The sequence below is a fragment of the Enterobacter cloacae complex sp. IR5441 genome, from assembly GCF_049238215.1.
In the GTDB taxonomy this organism is placed as follows: Bacteria; Pseudomonadota; Gammaproteobacteria; order Enterobacterales; family Enterobacteriaceae; genus Enterobacter; species Enterobacter hormaechei_C.
Window position 1 is genome coordinate 161,461 of sequence record NZ_JBMKIA010000002.1, and the last position, 16,351, is coordinate 177,811.

Here is a 16,351-nt window from a genome sequence, read left to right on the forward strand (position 1 = left end):
AACATGTCCTTGTCAGTGGAGGAGAAGCAATTCTGCCATAAAAAAGCCCCGGTAATGCGGGGCTATATCATGGGATTACATTTTTAGCGAGACGGTTACAACTCCGTCTGACGCCTTCGAGACGTCGATGGCGGTCAGGGTGTTAAGCACGAAATCCGCCTCTTCCAGCCGGGGGGAACCCGCCGGGACGTTAACGGCAATGACGTGGCTTCCGGCGTTCAGCCCGGCCAGCACGCCTGCCGCCGCGTCTTCCACCACCACGCACTCCGCTGGCGCAAGGCCAAGCAGTTCTGCGCCGAGCAGAAACGCATCCGGTTCAGGCTTGCCGCGCTTCACGCGCTCAGCGGTAATGAAGACGTCCGGCGTCGGTAAACCTGCCGCCTTATGACGGGCATGCGCGACGGGAACCGAGCCGGAGGTGACGATAGCCCACGGGATCTGCGCTTCATTCAGGTGCTCAAGCAGTTCACGCGCACCGGGCAGCGCGGTGATGCCTTCGGTATCGGTAGCTTCAATCTGCTCAAGATAGCGGAACTCCGCCTGAATCTCTTCCTCAGAACGTCCCGCAAGGAAGTGCCGCAATGAGGTAATGGCCTGTTTGCCATGGATGAAATTCAGTACGTCCTGATGGTCGATGCCATGCCGGTCGGCCCAGTGGCACCACGAGCGCTCCACCACCGGTAGCGAATCCACCAGCGTACCGTCCAGATCAAACAGAAAACCTTTACACTGCACACACACCTCCGTCAGGCATTAATGATTTGTTGAATTTCGTTGCTGCTTAAATGGTACTGACGCGGACAGGCGTGCCACGCGCTCAGCATACGTTGATACTTATCCCACATCGGGGTCTGGGCGTTGAAGCCGTGCGTACCCGCATCAAAATGGGTGTAACGCCCTTCGGTATTCACCATAAAGCGTACATAGCTCAGATAGCGCGCTTCCGTCGCAGCATCAAAGCCCAGGAACGTCACGCGGCGCTCGTCAATGGTCTGCTGGTCCTTCAGATTGGTCCAGGACACATGCAGCGCATGGTACATCTCCATGATGTCGATAACGATACGGCAGGTTTCCTCTTTCAGTTCGCCAAATTCGCGATCCAGTTCGCGCATCTGCAAGCCAAAACCACGTTCAACAATGGTTTGCAGGCGGCTGTAGCGCGCAGCGTTATCGGGATCAAGCATAGTCATCATCTTGTACTGGTTAGACAAAATCAGACGTTGAGCATGGGTCATTTCCATCTTTCGACTCCTGTAGCGCATTGCACTGTAAAAAAAAGACACGGTAACTGATTGTTACTGTGCCTTCTTTTGGTCGTCGTTTCGATGATCAATCACAAGTCATCGAGGAATGTTTTATCAAGCTGTTTAAACGCACGCTTGAGGGTATCCGCCAGCGCCTGATAGTCTGGCTTGCCTTCAACCGGTGCCAGCGCCTGGCCCGCCTCCTCCAGTTTTCCACGCACTTCATAAAACCAGTGTAAAACAGAAGGCGGAAGTGGCGTGACGGAACGTTTGCCTAACCACCATAGCCCCTGCATCGGCAGGCTTAACGCAAAAAGCGCCGTCGCGACGGCAGGGCCAAGCTGTCCATCTAACGCTATCTGCCAGCACAGGGTAAAAACGGCAATCGGGGGCATAAAGCGAATCGCATAGCGCGTGGCGCGAATAGTGCGATTTTCAATAAACATGGGCGCGAGGCGCTTTTCCATCGGCCATGTCTTTGCGTAATGCTGTCCCCGACGAAACAGACTAAAAAAGTTCACGGACGGGATTTCGGGTGTCGACATGGCTGTACCTCAACTTCACATATAAAAATTAAAATTTTCGTGCAAAACCACAACAGGCTATGACAACGTTCAAAATATTTTGTCATCGCTACCCCGTATCGGGTATCCTGTGCCAGCCTGATAGGGCCGTAGACGATAAGCGTTAACTCGTCAAATTATCGCATATTATGCCATTGTCTGAAAAATGTTCAAAATGGCTTAAAATCATAGGTATTTCTTCCATCCTGCCAGAATGTTTGTTTGGCATGATGTTAATCATAAATGTCTGGGTCAGCATGCGTTACGCTTTTAGACTCACTGACGTTTTTTTAGCCACGTATCAATAATAGGTACTTCCATGTCGAGTAAGTTAGTACTGGTTCTGAACTGCGGTAGCTCCTCACTGAAATTCGCCATCATCGATGCGCTCAACGGTGACGAGTACCTCTCTGGTTTGGCCGAATGTTTCCATCTGCCTGAAGCACGTATCAAGTGGAAGATGGACGGCAGCAAACAAGAAGCGGCTTTAGGTGCAGGCGCCGCTCACAGTGAAGCGCTGAACTTTATCGTTAACACTATTCTGGCACAAAAACCAGAACTGTCTGCTCAGCTGACCGCAATTGGTCACCGTATCGTCCACGGCGGCGAAAAATACACCAGTTCCGTGGTAATCGACGACTCCGTGATCCAGGGTATCAAAGACTCTGCGTCTTTCGCACCGCTGCATAACCCGGCTCACCTGATCGGTATCGCTGAAGCACTGAAATCCTTCCCGAGTCTGAAAGACAAAAACGTGGCCGTGTTTGATACCGCGTTCCATCAGACCATGCCGGAAGAGTCTTACCTCTATGCCCTGCCATACAGCCTGTACAAAGAGCACGGCGTCCGTCGTTACGGCGCCCACGGCACCAGCCACTTCTATGTGACTCAGGAAGCCGCAAAAGTGCTGAACAAGCCGGTTGAAGAAGTCAACATCATCACCTGCCACCTGGGTAACGGTGGTTCTGTTTCCGCTATCCGCAACGGTAAGTGTGTTGACACCTCTATGGGTCTGACCCCGCTGGAAGGTCTGGTGATGGGTACCCGTTCCGGTGATATCGACCCGGCGATCATCTTCCACCTGCACGACACCCTGGGCATGAGCGTTGACGATATCAACAAAATGCTGACCAAAGAGTCTGGCCTGCTGGGCCTGACCGAGGTCACCAGCGACTGCCGTTACGTTGAAGACAACTACGCAGAAAAAGCTGACGCTAAACGTGCAATGGACGTTTATTGCCACCGTCTGGCGAAGTACATCGGTTCTTACACCGCGCTGATGGAAGGCCGTCTGGATGCTGTTATCTTCACCGGCGGTATCGGTGAGAACGCGGCAATGGTACGTGAACTGTCCCTGGGCAAACTGGGCGTTCTGGGCTTCGAAGTTGATCATGAGCGTAACCTGGCTGCCCGCTTCGGCAAGTCTGGCTTCATCAACAAAGAAGGCACCCGCCCTGCTATCGTTATCCCAACTAACGAAGAGCTGGTCATCGCGCAAGACGCGCACCGCCTGACTGCCTGATTCCACACCGCCAGCAATGCTGGCGGTGCTGTTTTGTAACCCGCCCAACGCGGCGGTAACGAAAGAGGATAAACCGTGTCCCGTACTATTATGCTGATCCCTACCGGAACCAGCGTCGGCCTGACCAGCGTCAGCCTCGGCGTGATCCGCGCTATGGAACGCAAAGGCGTTCGTCTGAGCGTCTTTAAGCCTATCGCCCAGCCACGTGCCGGTGGCGATGCGCCAGACCAGACCACCACCATCGTTCGCAAGAACTCCAATCTGCCAGCGGCTGAACCGCTGAAGATGAGCCACGTTGAATCTCTGCTCTCCAGCAACCAGAAAGACGTGCTGATGGAAGAGATCATTGCCAACTACCACGCAAACGCGCAGGACGCGGAAGTGGTGCTGGTTGAAGGCCTGGTCCCGACCCGTAAACACCAGTTTGCCCAGTCTCTGAACTTTGAAATCGCGAAAACCCTGAACGCAGAGATCGTTTTCGTGATGTCTCAGGGCACGGATACCCCAGAGCAGCTGAAAGAGCGTATCGAACTGACGCGCAGCAGCTTCGGCGGTGCGAAAAACACCAGCATCACCGGCGTGATTGTTAACAAGCTGAACGCGCCAGTAGATGAGCAGGGCCGTACGCGTCCTGACCTGTCCGAAATTTTTGACGACTCTTCCAAAGCGAAAGTCATCAAAGTTGACCCGGCTAAGTTGCAGGATTCCAGCCCGCTGCCTGTTCTGGGCGCGGTGCCATGGAGCTTCGATCTGATTGCCACCCGTGCAATCGATATGGCGCGTCACCTGAACGCCACCGTGATCAACGAAGGCGATATCAACACCCGCCGCGTGAAGTCCGTAACTTTCTGCGCACGTAGCATTCCACACATGCTGGAGCACTTCCGTGCAGGTTCCCTGCTGGTAACCTCCGCAGACCGTCCGGACGTGCTGGTCGCTGCCTGCCTGGCGGCGATGAACGGCGTGGAAATCGGTGCCATTCTGCTGACCGGCGGCTACGAAATGGACGCGCGTATCAGCAAGCTGTGCGAACGTGCGTTCGCCACTGGCCTGCCAGTCTTCATGGTGAACACCAACACCTGGCAGACCTCCCTGAGCCTGCAAAGCTTCAACCTCGAAGTGCCGGTTGATGACCACGAGCGTATCGAGAAAGTTCAGGAATACGTTGCGGGCTACATCAACGCAGACTGGATCGAATCCCTGACGGCGACTTCCGAGCGCAGCCGTCGTCTGTCTCCTCCAGCCTTCCGTTACCAGCTGACCGAGCTGGCGCGTAAAGCGGGCAAACGCGTGGTTCTGCCAGAAGGCGACGAACCACGTACCGTTAAAGCGGCGGCCATCTGTGCAGAGCGCGGTATCGCGACCTGTGTGCTGCTGGGTAACCCGGATGAGATCAACCGCGTTGCGGCGTCGCAGGGCGTTGAGCTTGGCGCGGGCATCGAAATCGTTGATCCTGACGTGGTCCGCGAAAGCTACGTTGCCCGTCTGGTTGAGCTGCGTAAGAACAAAGGCATGACCGAAGCCGTTGCGCGTGAGCAGCTGGAAGACAACGTGGTGCTGGGTACGCTGATGCTGGAGCAGGACGAAGTTGACGGTCTGGTTTCCGGTGCGGTTCACACCACCGCGAACACCATCCGCCCACCGTTGCAGCTGATCAAAACCGCACCGGGCAGCTCTCTGGTCTCCTCCGTGTTCTTCATGCTGCTGCCTGAACAGGTTTACGTTTACGGCGACTGCGCGATCAACCCGGACCCAACCGCAGAGCAGCTGGCAGAAATCGCTATCCAGTCTGCGGACTCCGCAACTGCCTTCGGTATTGAACCACGCGTCGCGATGCTCTCCTACTCCACCGGTACCTCTGGTGCAGGTAGTGACGTAGAGAAAGTCCGTGAAGCAACCCGCATTGCACAGGAAAAACGTCCGGATCTGATGATCGACGGCCCGCTCCAGTACGATGCCGCGGTAATGGCTGACGTGGCGAAATCCAAAGCGCCGAACTCGCCGGTTGCAGGTCGCGCTACCGTGTTCATCTTCCCGGATCTGAACACCGGTAACACTACCTATAAAGCGGTACAGCGTTCAGCAGACCTGATCTCCATCGGGCCAATGCTGCAAGGCATGCGCAAACCTGTGAACGACCTGTCCCGTGGTGCGCTGGTTGACGATATCGTCTACACCATCGCGCTGACCGCGATCCAGTCTTCGCAGCAGCAGTAAGCTAAAAAGCCCGGTGGCGCTAGCGCTTACCGGGCCTACGGTTTTGTAGGCCGGATAAGCGAAGCGCCATCCGGCAAGAGAGGCGACCACAAATGGTCGCCTTTTTTATTACAGCAGCTCCCGCGCCGCCGACACAATGTCATGTGCCGTCAGGCCATACTCCTTTTGCAAGAAGTCCTGCGTTCCCACCTGACCATATCGTTCCTTCACCCCCACCCGCCGCATAGGCACCGGACAGGTTTCCACCAGCACTTCCGCCACCGCCGACCCCAGCCCGTTGTGAATGCTGTGATTTTCGCAGGTCACAATACGCCCGGTTTTCTCGGCATAGTTTTTCACCAGCATCCGATCGATGGGCTTCAGGGTAAACATGTCGATGACCGCTGCGCTTACCCCCTCCTGCTCCAGCTGGCGCGCCGCCTCCAGCGCTTCCGCCACCATAATGCCGTTAGCAATCAGGGTAATATCGGTTCCCTCGCGCAGCACGTTGCCCTTGCCGATGGTGAAGGTTGACCCCGGGGCATACACACTCGGCGCCTGTTTACGGATGGTCCGCACCCAGTAAAAGCCTTCCAGGTCGATAAGCTGACGCAGCACATCTTCGAACATCACCGCATCGGTCACCTCCAGCACCACTGAATGCGCCAGACCGCGCACGATGCCCATATCCTCAAACGACATATGCGTCCCGCCGTTGTGGCAGGCCGTCACGCCCGCATCCGAGGCAATCACCTTCACGTTATTGCGCTGGTAGTCCAGGGACATAAACAGCTGGTCGAAGCAGCGACGGCTGGCAAAGGCGGTAAAGGTATGGACGAACGGCTTACGTCCGGTGAGCGACAGCCCGGCGGCCGTCCCAATCACGTTGGCCTCCATAATGCCGCAGTTGATAACGTGCTGTGGATAATCACGCGCTACGCCGTCCATCGCCATCGAACTCATCAGATCCGCTTCGAGCGCAATGATCTCGCTCCCGGCCTCAATCTGTTTTGCCACAAAACCCGCGTAGACCTTACGCATCTCAACGGCATCTTTCTGTCCTGTCGGTGCAACCTTAATCATGTGAAGCCTCCAGTTGGCGAATCGTCTCGTTAAGCGCCGCTTTGCTCTCCTCGGTTAATCGCAGGTGATGCGAGTTGCTGAGCTGTTCCAGGTATGGCACCCCCTGCCCTTTGATGCTGTCGAGGATCACCACCCGCGGACGCGCATCGGCCTCAGGGATCGGCGCGGTCACCTCCAGCAGCGCCGGAATGTCATCCCCTTTCACCGTCACCACGTCAAAACCAAAGGCGCGGAATTTGCCTTCCAGGTCGAAGGCGCTGATGATTTCGTCCAGTTCACCGTCGAGCTGCTGTTTGTTCCAGTCCACGAATACCGTCAGGTTGTTAAGTCGATGGTGAGCGATAAACTGGAAGGCTTCCCAGCACTGCCCTTCATTCAGTTCTCCGTCGCCAACGATGCAAAACACCCGGTTTGGCCTTCCTGCCAGCTTGTGCGACAGCGCCATGCCGCCAGCGATGGAGATCCCCTGCCCCAGTGAACCGGTGGTGGCATCCACGCCGCGTGTTTTCAGGCGATCCGGGTGACTTGGCAGACGCGTCCCGTTCTGGTTCAGCGTGTTCAGCTCTTCAATCGGGAAGTAGCCCTTAATCGCCAGCGTGCTGTACAGCGCCGGCCCCGCATGGCCTTTCGACAGCACAAAGTAATCGCGCTCTGGCCAGTCCGGATCGGCCGGGTCAATTTTCATCACCGCGCCGTACAGAACGGCCAGCGTTTCAACGACTGACATACTGCCGCCGTAGTGACCAAAACCCAGCTGCGTAAGGGATTTCAGCGTCTCAAGGCGGATCTGACGCGCCAGGTCGGTTATTTCATTCTCATTCATGATTTGGCTCCGGGGTTTTCCTGCGCGTTACCGCTGGCAGGTTTGTTTTTAGCGAAGACGTTGTAGGCCACCAGCAGCGCGAACAACACAACAACCAGTCCGGTGATGGCAAGCGGCGACAGGAAGCGTGCCAGGTTGCCCAGCACAATCCCGACCGCACCAAAATCAGCGTCCGAGAAGGTCGTATTCGCAAAGCCAATTGCGCCCAGAACAGGCAGCAGCAGGACCGGGAGGAAGGTGATCAGCAGGCCGTTAGCAAACGCGCCAATCATCGCCCCGCGACGTCCGCCGGTGGCGTTACCAAACACGCCTGCCGTTGCGCCAGTGAAGAAGTGCGGCACCACTCCCGGCAGGATCAGCACCCAGCTAAACTGACCGCAGATGAACAAGCCCACAATCCCGCCGAGGAAGCTAAACAGGAAGCCAATCAGCACCGCGTTTGGCGCATACGGGTAAACCACCGGGCAGTCCAGCGCAGGCCGCGCATTGGGCACCAGTTTTTCCGAGAAGCCGGTAAAGGCCGGGACGATTTCCGCCAGAATCAGGCGCACGCCCTGCAAGATGATGAACACGCCTGCCGCGAAGGTGATGGCCATAATGATGGCGTACACCAGGTAGTTCTGGCCGCCGCTGAAGGTGGCCTCTACGTACTCACGTCCGGCGCTCACCGCCATGATCAGGTAGATAATCATCATGGTCAGGGAGATGGAGATTGAACTGTCACGCAGGAAGCTAAGGTTCTTCGGCAGGTTCATCTCTTCGGTGGAGCGCGAGCCTTTGCCGACCTTGCTGCCAATCCAGCCGGACAGCACGTAGCCCAGCGTGCCGAAATGACCGAAGGCGATCTCATCGTTGCCGGTAATACGCTTCATATAGCGCTGCGCAATCGCCGGGAAGAAGGCCATAATCAGGCCGAGGATCAACGAACCGGTAAAGACCAGCCCGACCCCCTCGAAGCCTGCAACCGTCAGGATCACGCCAATCATGCATGCCATGTAGAAGGTGTGATGCCCGGTGAGGAAGATGTATTTCAGGCGGGTAAAGCGCGCAACAATAATATTCGCCACCATCCCGAAGGCCATAATGAGCGCGGTGGAAGCGCCATATTTTTCCAGGGCAATCGACACAATAGCTTCATTGTTGGGAATAATGCCCTGAATATTAAAGGCGTGCTCAAACATACCGCCGAGCGGATTTAAAGAGCCCACCAGCACGGTTGCGCCGCCGCCCAGTACAATAAAGCCGAGAATGGTTTTAATTGTGCCTTTTACCACATCCGAAAAGGCTTTTTTCTGCGCCACAAGACCAATCAGGGCAATTAACCCGACCAGTACTGAAGGGACTTTTAAAATATCAACAACGAAATTCAGCGTTTCAAGGATAAACATATCCACCTCGCCTTATCAGGATTATTGTCTTTCGAACCAGGCGCGCAGCTGCGCTTCGAGTTCGTTGGTATCGATGATATTGTTGATCACCACCAGCTGGCTTTCCGGCACGCTGGCGCTGGCGGCAATGTCTTTCGCCATTACAAACAGGTCCGCCGCGCCTGGCGTGGCCGAGGAGAGATCGGAATGTTCAACCTCTGCCTCAATTTCCAGTTTTTTGAGCACCTTTTTAATATTCATTTCGACCATAAAACTGCTGCCCAGGCCGGAGCCGCAAATAGCCATGATTTTCATTGTTATCCCCTTTTTTGAGTAGAGTACGCCCCATCACGCTGACGCGTAATGTTGAGATGAATCGGATTAAATAATTAAATCAGAAGCGATCGATGATGGTTTTTATCTCCTCCAGCGTATTCGCCCGATGTAATTCAGCCATATCTTCGTCGCTGGAAAATAATTCCGCTAAGGCCGAGATCATTTCGATATGGCTATGCTTGTCCGGCGCCGCCAGCATCACAATCACATCGACGGGGTCAAACTCACCGGCACCAAAAGAGACGCCCTGTTTTAGTTTTAATAATGACAGGCCAAGTCCTTTCGCCCCTTCTTCCGGTCGCACATGTGGCATTGCCAGCCCTGGAGCCAGCACATAGTAGGGACCTAACGTGTAGTGCTGCTCGATGATAGCCGTAACATATTCCGGCGCAATGACCTGCAAATCCAGCAGCGGTTTCGCGCACAGTTCCAGCGCCTGGGGCCAGCTTTCAACGCTATCCTGTAGGATGATGGTTGTATCATATATCCACTTTTTGAGCATTTTTCACTCCCGCTAAAGACCAGACATGGGCAAACTCTATTCAACCCATCAATCAATGACTGCGATCGCGATCACAAAGATAGCGCTACCAACGACTAACATGCAGAACTGTGATAGCGCTATCAAATTGCTATCATGGTGCGAAATCACAGCAAAAAAAGGGATTTAAGGCGTATACTGCCTGTCACGTAAAATGAAGGATGAAACTGAATCGCGTCCTGTCAGCAGGAAGATGTATGTCTTTAACCCGAAAACGGCGCAGTACCGGAAAAGTAACGCTCGCGGATGTCGCACAGCTTGCCGGCGTAGGCACGATGACTGTTTCCCGTGCCCTCCGCACGCCCGAACAGGTTTCCGATAAACTGCGTGAAAAAATTGAAGCCGCGGTGCAGGAGCTGGGTTATATGCCCAATCTTGCCGCCAGCGCACTGGCATCGGCGTCGTCATGGACGATTGCGATGGTTGTTCCCAACCTTTCCGAAGCTGGCTGTTCCGAGATGTTCGCCGGACTACAGCAGGTGCTCCAGCCAGCCGGATATCAGATCATGCTGGCGGAATCTCAGCATCGTCTTGAACAGGAAGAGAAACTGCTTGAAACGCTGCTGGCCTCGAATATCGCCGCGGCGATACTGCTCAGCGTCGAGCACTCCGATACCGTACGCCACTGGCTGAAAAACGCCTCTATCCCGGTGATGGAAATGGGTGCAATGCGTGCCGATCCGATTGATATGAATATCGGGATTGATAACGTCGCCGCCATGTATGAACTTACCGAGATGGTGATTCAGCGTGGCTACCAGAATATCGGCCTGCTGTGCGCTAACCAGGAGCAGTGGATTTTTCAGCAGCATTTGCAGGGCTGGTACAAGGCGATGCTGCGCCACCACCTGTCGCCGAACAGAGTGATTAATGCCGCCATGCCGCCGAACTTCTCCACCGGCGCGGCACAACTGCCAGAGTTCCTGCTGGCGTGGCCGGAACTGGATGCGCTGGTGTGCGTATCAGATGAACTGGCCTGCGGCGCGCTGTATGAGTGCCAGCGTCGGCGCATCAAAGTGCCGGACGATTTAGCGGTCGTGGGCTTTGGCGACAGCGACGTCAGCCGCGTCTGCCAGCCGCCGCTGACAACGATGGCAGTACCGCATCGCAAGATTGGGATTGAAGCCGGGAAAGCGTTACTGGAACGTCTGAATGACGGAGACTGGCGCGATCATAAACCCATCGCGTCCAGCCTGTGTCTGCGGGAAAGCTGTTAAGGCTTACTCAGCCTCTTCCTCTTTTTCCGCCTTATTTTCCGGTTTAGCGGATTCGTTTTTGGCGTTGCGGGTCATCCACAGCGCCAGTGCTTTAAGGGAATCTGGCGTGAACTCGTCGCAACGCGCAGTGATCTCTTCCGGCGTCATCCAGCACACTTCGCTCACTTCCTCTTCCTGCAAGGCGAAAGGTCCGTGGGAAACGCAGCTGAACAGCCCGCCCCAGACGCGACAATGTTCATCTTCGAAATAAAATTGCCCGTGCTCGGCAAACGGCACGCCAGCGATACCTAACTCTTCTTCCGCTTCACGACGCGCGGAATCCAGCAATACTTCATCGGCCTGCACAACGCCACCCGCTGTGGCATCCAGCATATCAGGAAGAAAATCTTTGGTGTCGGTGCGACGCTGGACCAGAATCTTGCCCATGCCGTCATGAACAACGATGTACGTCGCGCGGTGACGCAGACGCTCCGCACGCATTTGTTCGCGGCTGGCCTGCGCGATCACTTCATTCTCTTCGCTGACAATGTCAACCCACTCAGTACTTGCCAAATGATTCTGCTCCACCATCGGGAAACCTTCTCGTCTAAGCGCTCTTTCGGCGCGTTTGCAGTTGTGGTGTAACTTACGGATTAATCGCTATCTGCGCAATAACTTGCTGATCATTAAGTGCGATAACGCTTAATGTCCCGTCTTCATACATGCCGTAGCTTGCCGGATTGCCGCCTTTAGGAATGCTGACAGACCCGGGATTAAAGTGATAAAACGCCCCGCGTTTTTCCGCCACCGGAATATGAGTATGACCATAAACCAGGACATCGCCAGCGGCGAGTGACGGCAGGTTATCCGGGCCGAACAGGTGCCCGTGGGTCAGGAACAAACGGCTGTTTTCCATCAACACCTGTTGCCAGGGAGCGGTGATGGGAAAATTCAGCAGCATCTGGTCAACTTCGCTGTCACAGTTGCCGCGAACGGCGATAATGCGCGAGGCAAAATGATTAAGTTTTTCCGCCACCTGCGCGGGAGCGTAGCCTTCCGGCAACGCATTGCGTGGGCCGTGGTTTAACACGTCGCCCAGGATCACCAGCCATTGCGCTCCGCTTTGGGCGAACAGAGAAAGCACGCGTTCGGTCGCGGGCAGCGATCCATGAATATCCGACGCAAACATCAGTTTCATCAGTTACTCCTTAGGAATTCAGACTGCCCCTATCATACCTCAAGCGCCCCGTCTTATCAGCCCGCGCGCTTAGCAGAGAGTGCCAGATAGCGCTGTACCGACGCGCGTTGCCACTGGAATGTGGCGTAATCCACCAGCAGCTGTGGGACGTCATCGCCATTGAGGATCAAGCGATTGAGCATCAGCGCCAGATCGGTGTCGGCAATACACCACTCGCCAAACAGGTTGGGGTTACCCTGCGCCAGCAGCGATGAGGCAGTTTCGATCAGCTTCCGGGCGCTGGATAAGCCTTCCTCGCTGAGGGCGGGCTTTTTGACGCCAGCGAACACCACGTCCGTAGAGCGTTCTGTGCGAATCGGCACCAGGTCGCTACGCAGCCATGCCTGGATCTGGCGAGCGCGGGCGCGCTTTTGCAGATCGTGAGGATAGATGCGTTCCCACTCTGGCGGGGCAAAGCGGTCCTCAAGATACTCGTCAATCGCCGAGGATTCACTCAACTCAAAACCGTCGATCTCCAGCACAGGGACTCGGCGAGTGAGCGCGTAGCCCTGCCACTGGGGCTTCAGATGTTCGCCGCTGTCCAGGTCGACGGTTTTCAGACTAAAAGTAAGCCCCTTTTCTGCCAGCGCCACATAAACGCTCATGACATAAGGAGAAAAAAAGTTCGCATCGGACCACAACGTTATTACAGGCTGGCTCATAACATCCTCATCGGCTGATCGGTTTTCACTCAACATATAATCTCTTTGCCTCGCTGTCACTTGATGAAAACTCACGATTTACAACAAGCACCTATACTGATTTTTTATGGCAACACTATTCGCACTGACAGGAGTTGAGAATGATAGATCTCTATTATGCCCCCACCCCTAATGGCCATAAGATCACCCTCTTTCTCGAAGAAGCCGAAGTGGACTACCGGATCATTCGCGTGGATATCAGTAAAGGCGACCAGTTCCGCCCCGTTTTTCTGGCCATATCGCCCAACAATAAAATTCCGGCCATCATTGATAACCTGCCTTCTGACGGCGGCAAACCGTTAAGCCTGTTTGAGTCTGGAGAGATTTTGCTCTATCTGGCAGAGAAAACCGGCAAGCTCCTGAGCGGTGAATTGCGCGAGCGTCATCACACGCTGCAATGGTTATTCTGGCAGTCGAGCGGCCTGGGGCCAATGCTGGGGCAGAATCACCACTTTACCGCCTATGCGCCGCAGACGATCCCTTACGCCATTGAGCGATATCAGGTCGAAACCCAGCGCCTGTACGGGGTCCTGAACCGTCGGCTGGAAAAATCACCGTGGCTGGGAGGTGAGCATTACAGCATTGCAGATATCGCCTGCTGGCCGTGGATTAACACCCATGAACGCCACCGGATCGATCTGGCCACTTATCCGGCAGTGAACAACTGGTTTGAGCGCATCCGGACGCGCCCGGCCACCGAACGCGCCATGCAAAAAATCCATCAGATTTGAGCCTGCGCCCCGTTGGGTGCAGGTGTTTTCCTCATGTATGATGAGGTGAAAATACTGACACGGAGAAGACCTGCAATGTCCCAGCATGACGCTATTATTCGTATAAAAAACTTACGCTTACGCACGTTCATTGGTATCAAAGAGGAGGAGATCGCGAATCGCCAGGATATCGTGGTGAATGTAGTGATCCACTACCCGGCAGACAAGGCGCGTGCCAGCGAGGACATCAATGACGCGCTGAACTATCGCACGATCACCAAAAGCATCATCCAGTACGTTGAGAACAACCGTTTTGCGCTACTGGAAAAATTAACTCAGGATGTGCTCGACATCGCACGCGAACACCACTGGGTCACTTATGCTGAAGTGGAGATCGATAAACTTCACGCCCTGCGCTACGCCGACTCCGTCTCCATGACGTTAAGCTGGCAGCGCCAGGCGTAAACCTGGAGGTTGTATGAAGATCCTGCTCACCGGCGGTACGGGCCTGATTGGTCGCCATCTCATTCCACGTTTGCAGGCGTTGCATCACGACATTACCGTGGTCACGCGCAGCCCGGAGAAAGCGCGCCAAGTGCTGGGCGTCGGCGTTGAGATCTGGAAAGGCCTGGCGGAAAGGCAGGATCTGAACGGCTTTGACGCCGTCATCAACCTTGCTGGCGAACCTATCGCCGATAAACGCTGGACCGAAGAGCAAAAACAGCGTTTATGCAGCAGCCGCTGGAACATGACCGAAAGGCTGGTTGAGCTGATTCGCAACAGCGAGACGCCGCCTTCGGTGCTGATTTCCGGCTCTGCTACAGGCTACTATGGCGATCTCGGTGAAGTGGTGGTGACCGAAGAGGAGCCGCCGCACAACGAGTTTACCCATAAACTCTGCGCCCAGTGGGAGCGCATCGCCTGCGCGGCGCAAAGCGATCGTACCCGCGTCTGCCTGCTGCGCACCGGCGTGGTACTTGCGCCGAAGGGCGGTATTCTCGGTAAAATGCTGCCGCCGTTTAAAATGGGGCTTGGCGGGCCCATCGGCAATGGTCGTCAGTATCTGGCGTGGATCCATATCGAGGATATGGTCAACGGCATTCTCTGGCTGCTGGATAACGATCTGCGCGGGCCATTTAACATGGTATCCCCTTACCCCGTACGTAATGAACAATTTGCTCATGCCCTGGGGCATGCCCTGCATCGCCCGGCGGTGCTGCGCGTGCCTGCAACGGCGATTCGTCTGTTGATGGGTGAGTCTTCGGTGCTGGTGCTGGGCGGGCAACGCGCGCTGCCAAAACGGCTGGAAGCGGCCGGGTTCACGTTCCGCTGGTATGACCTGGAAGAGGCGCTGGGGGATGTGGTGCAGTGAATATGTTAGAGTTATACGCCATGTCTGGATGAGATGGCGTAACTATGGCAACCATTACCACAACCCGGCTTCACCTCACCCCTTTCGAACCTTCTGACTGGGCGTTCTTCCGCTCTCTGCGTGAAGACCCCGCCATCATGCGCTATATGGCCGCTATCACGCCGGAAAAAGAGACGCGCCGCGTATTTGCCGCGCGCCTGATGGCGGAGCATGTCTTTGTGATCCGTCTGCATAACGACGTTACGCCGCTCGGGGATATCGGCCTGCAAATCAGTGCGGCGAACCGTGAAGAGGCGGATATTGGCTACACGGTTGTGCCTGCCGCGCAGGGAAAAGGCATTGCCAGCGAGGCGCTGCACGCGGTGTGCGAGTATGCATTTAACCAGACGGGCGTGAAGGCGATAAACGCGTACGTGCTGGCAGATAACGTTGGGTCGGTGCGGGTCCTTGAGAAAGCGGGTTTTGTGCGCACGCAGGTGCTGGAGAAGGCGTACGAGATTAAAGGCGTACGGTATGACGACTGGGTGTATCGGCTGGAGTGTTGAATGCCGGGCGGCACTGCGTTTGCCCGGCCTACCGGGTTTGTAGGCCCGGTAAGCGAAGCGCCACCGGGCAATTGGGCGGCTCTGCGGCCTGATGCCCTCACCCCGGCCCTCTCCCACAGGGAGAGGGAGAAAGGCCAAACCTACTTCAACGAGCCTTTCAGGAACTGCTGCAACCGCGGGCTTTGCGGGTTCGCCAGCACCTCATCCGGATGACCCTGCTCTTCAATTTTCCCCTGATGCAGGAAGATAACGTGGTTAGAAACGTTACGGGCGAAGCCCATCTCGTGCGTCACCACCACCATCGTTTTGCCCTCTTCCGCCAGCTTTTGCATGATGCGCAGCACTTCGCCAACGAGTTCAGGATCCAGCGCGGAAGTCGGTTCGTCAAACAGCAACACTTCCGGCTCCATCGCCAGCGCACGGGCGATAGAAACACGCTGCTGCTGCCCCCCTGACAGGTGCACCGGATATTTGATCTGCTGCCGCTCGTCGATACCCACTTTCGCCAGGTATTTGACCGCACGCTCGCGGGCTTCCTGCTTGCTTAAGCCGAGCACCTGAACCGGCGCTTCCATCACGTTCTCCAGCACCGTCATGTGGCTCCAGAGGTTGAAGTGCTGGAACACCATCGTCAGGCGTGTACGCAGCAGGCGCAGCTGGTTTTTATCCGCCACTTTAAGCTGGCCGTCTTTATCACGGACCATATTAATGTTCTGTCCGCTCACCACAATCGATCCTTCGCTCGGCTTTTCGAGGAAGTTGATGCAGCGCAGGAAGGTACTTTTACCCGAACCTGATGAGCCGATAATACTGATCACGTCGCCCGCGTTAGCCTCCAGCGACACCCCTTTCAGCACTTCATGTTCGCCGTAGCGCTTGTGCAAATCAATTACGTTTAATTTGTTCTCAGCCATC

Annotated in this window: 19 protein-coding genes; 7 read left to right on the plus strand and 12 right to left on the minus strand. The window is 55.6% G+C overall.

Features of this window, described 5'->3' with window-relative positions; all coding sequences use genetic code 11:
* Positions 1-75: 75 nt before the first annotated feature.
* From ACOTX5_RS03465 to yfbV, 3 genes are all read right to left on the minus strand, one after another.
* Entirely contained in the window at positions 76-735 is a 660-nt protein-coding gene (locus ACOTX5_RS03465) for a sugar phosphatase (protein WP_003861463.1), read from the minus strand.
* Between the two features lie 11 nt (positions 736-746).
* Positions 747-1,241 (minus strand): YfbU family protein, encoded by a 495-nt coding sequence (locus ACOTX5_RS03470; protein WP_003861461.1) that lies wholly within the window; start codon positions 1,239-1,241, stop codon positions 747-749.
* Positions 1,242-1,333: 92 nt separating this feature from the next.
* Entirely contained in the window at positions 1,334-1,789 is a 456-nt protein-coding gene (gene yfbV, locus ACOTX5_RS03475) for a terminus macrodomain insulation protein YfbV (protein ID WP_039270294.1), read from the minus strand.
* Positions 1,790-2,126: 337 nt separating this feature from the next.
* Between yfbV and ackA the strand changes: the two genes are divergently transcribed.
* Positions 2,127-3,329 carry an acetate kinase gene (gene ackA / locus ACOTX5_RS03480; RefSeq protein WP_015572267.1) on the plus strand — a complete coding sequence of 401 codons (1,203 nt, stop codon included), beginning with the start codon at positions 2,127-2,129 and terminating at the stop codon, positions 3,327-3,329.
* 75 nt (positions 3,330-3,404) lie between these two features.
* Positions 3,405-5,546, plus strand: coding sequence for a phosphate acetyltransferase (gene pta, locus ACOTX5_RS03485; RefSeq protein WP_045327763.1), 2,142 nt, complete (start codon positions 3,405-3,407; stop codon positions 5,544-5,546).
* A 108-nt stretch (positions 5,547-5,654) separates the two neighbouring features.
* On the opposite strand, the gene ACOTX5_RS03490 is transcribed toward pta, so the two are convergent.
* The 5 genes from ACOTX5_RS03490 to ACOTX5_RS03510 all read right to left on the minus strand — a co-directional run bounded on the left by ACOTX5_RS03490 (position 5,655) and on the right by ACOTX5_RS03510 (position 9,636).
* On the minus strand, positions 5,655-6,608 hold the full coding sequence (locus tag ACOTX5_RS03490; protein WP_015572265.1) for a transketolase family protein: 954 nt from the start codon (positions 6,606-6,608) through the stop codon (positions 5,655-5,657).
* Complete coding sequence (locus ACOTX5_RS03495; protein WP_045910706.1) at positions 6,601-7,431, minus strand: transketolase; 831 nt, start codon at positions 7,429-7,431, stop codon at positions 6,601-6,603. The genes ACOTX5_RS03490 and ACOTX5_RS03495 overlap by 8 nt, the downstream gene beginning before the upstream one ends.
* Complete coding sequence (locus ACOTX5_RS03500) at positions 7,428-8,819, minus strand: PTS ascorbate transporter subunit IIC (RefSeq protein WP_017383437.1); 1,392 nt, start codon at positions 8,817-8,819, stop codon at positions 7,428-7,430. The genes ACOTX5_RS03495 and ACOTX5_RS03500 overlap by 4 nt, the downstream gene beginning before the upstream one ends.
* A gap of 21 nt (positions 8,820-8,840) precedes the next feature.
* Positions 8,841-9,113, minus strand: a complete 273-nt coding sequence (locus ACOTX5_RS03505) for a PTS sugar transporter subunit IIB (protein WP_045910705.1) — start codon at positions 9,111-9,113, stop codon at positions 8,841-8,843.
* Between the two features lie 79 nt (positions 9,114-9,192).
* On the minus strand, positions 9,193-9,636 hold the full coding sequence (locus tag ACOTX5_RS03510) for a PTS sugar transporter subunit IIA (RefSeq protein WP_045910704.1): 444 nt from the start codon (positions 9,634-9,636) through the stop codon (positions 9,193-9,195).
* Between the two features lie 236 nt (positions 9,637-9,872).
* Between ACOTX5_RS03510 and ACOTX5_RS03515 the strand changes: the two genes are divergently transcribed.
* The gene (locus tag ACOTX5_RS03515) at positions 9,873-10,892 is read left to right on the plus strand and encodes a LacI family DNA-binding transcriptional regulator (RefSeq protein ID WP_017383439.1); all 1,020 of its coding nucleotides are present in this window, start codon (positions 9,873-9,875) and stop codon (positions 10,890-10,892) included.
* A gap of 3 nt (positions 10,893-10,895) precedes the next feature.
* On the opposite strand, the gene yfcD is transcribed toward ACOTX5_RS03515, so the two are convergent.
* Genes yfcD through yfcF form a run of 3 tightly spaced genes read right to left on the minus strand, consistent with a single transcriptional unit; the run spans position 10,896 to position 12,770 of the window.
* Complete coding sequence (gene yfcD, locus ACOTX5_RS03520; protein WP_045910703.1) at positions 10,896-11,462, minus strand: NUDIX hydrolase YfcD; 567 nt, start codon at positions 11,460-11,462, stop codon at positions 10,896-10,898.
* 55 nt (positions 11,463-11,517) lie between these two features.
* Positions 11,518-12,069, minus strand: coding sequence for a phosphodiesterase (yfcE, locus tag ACOTX5_RS03525; protein ID WP_003861437.1), 552 nt, complete (start codon positions 12,067-12,069; stop codon positions 11,518-11,520).
* Between the two features lie 56 nt (positions 12,070-12,125).
* Positions 12,126-12,770 (minus strand): glutathione transferase, encoded by a 645-nt coding sequence (gene yfcF, locus ACOTX5_RS03530; protein ID WP_017692996.1) that lies wholly within the window; start codon positions 12,768-12,770, stop codon positions 12,126-12,128.
* A 140-nt stretch (positions 12,771-12,910) separates the two neighbouring features.
* Between yfcF and yfcG the strand changes: the two genes are divergently transcribed.
* From yfcG to ACOTX5_RS03550, 4 genes are all read left to right on the plus strand, one after another.
* Entirely contained in the window at positions 12,911-13,540 is a 630-nt protein-coding gene (gene yfcG, locus ACOTX5_RS03535) for a GSH-dependent disulfide bond oxidoreductase (RefSeq protein ID WP_003861434.1), read from the plus strand.
* Between the two features lie 75 nt (positions 13,541-13,615).
* The gene (gene folX, locus ACOTX5_RS03540; RefSeq protein WP_003861432.1) at positions 13,616-13,984 is read left to right on the plus strand and encodes a dihydroneopterin triphosphate 2'-epimerase; all 369 of its coding nucleotides are present in this window, start codon (positions 13,616-13,618) and stop codon (positions 13,982-13,984) included.
* Between the two features lie 13 nt (positions 13,985-13,997).
* Positions 13,998-14,891, plus strand: a complete 894-nt coding sequence (locus tag ACOTX5_RS03545; RefSeq protein WP_032648963.1) for a TIGR01777 family oxidoreductase — start codon at positions 13,998-14,000, stop codon at positions 14,889-14,891.
* Between the two features lie 44 nt (positions 14,892-14,935).
* On the plus strand, positions 14,936-15,436 hold the full coding sequence (locus ACOTX5_RS03550; RefSeq protein WP_017383443.1) for a GNAT family N-acetyltransferase: 501 nt from the start codon (positions 14,936-14,938) through the stop codon (positions 15,434-15,436).
* A gap of 140 nt (positions 15,437-15,576) precedes the next feature.
* Here the strand turns inward: ACOTX5_RS03550 and hisP are convergent, their stop codons facing one another.
* Positions 15,577-16,350 carry a histidine ABC transporter ATP-binding protein HisP gene (hisP, locus tag ACOTX5_RS03555; RefSeq protein WP_003861426.1) on the minus strand — a complete coding sequence of 258 codons (774 nt, stop codon included), beginning with the start codon at positions 16,348-16,350 and terminating at the stop codon, positions 15,577-15,579.
* Position 16,351: the final 1 nt, after the last annotated feature.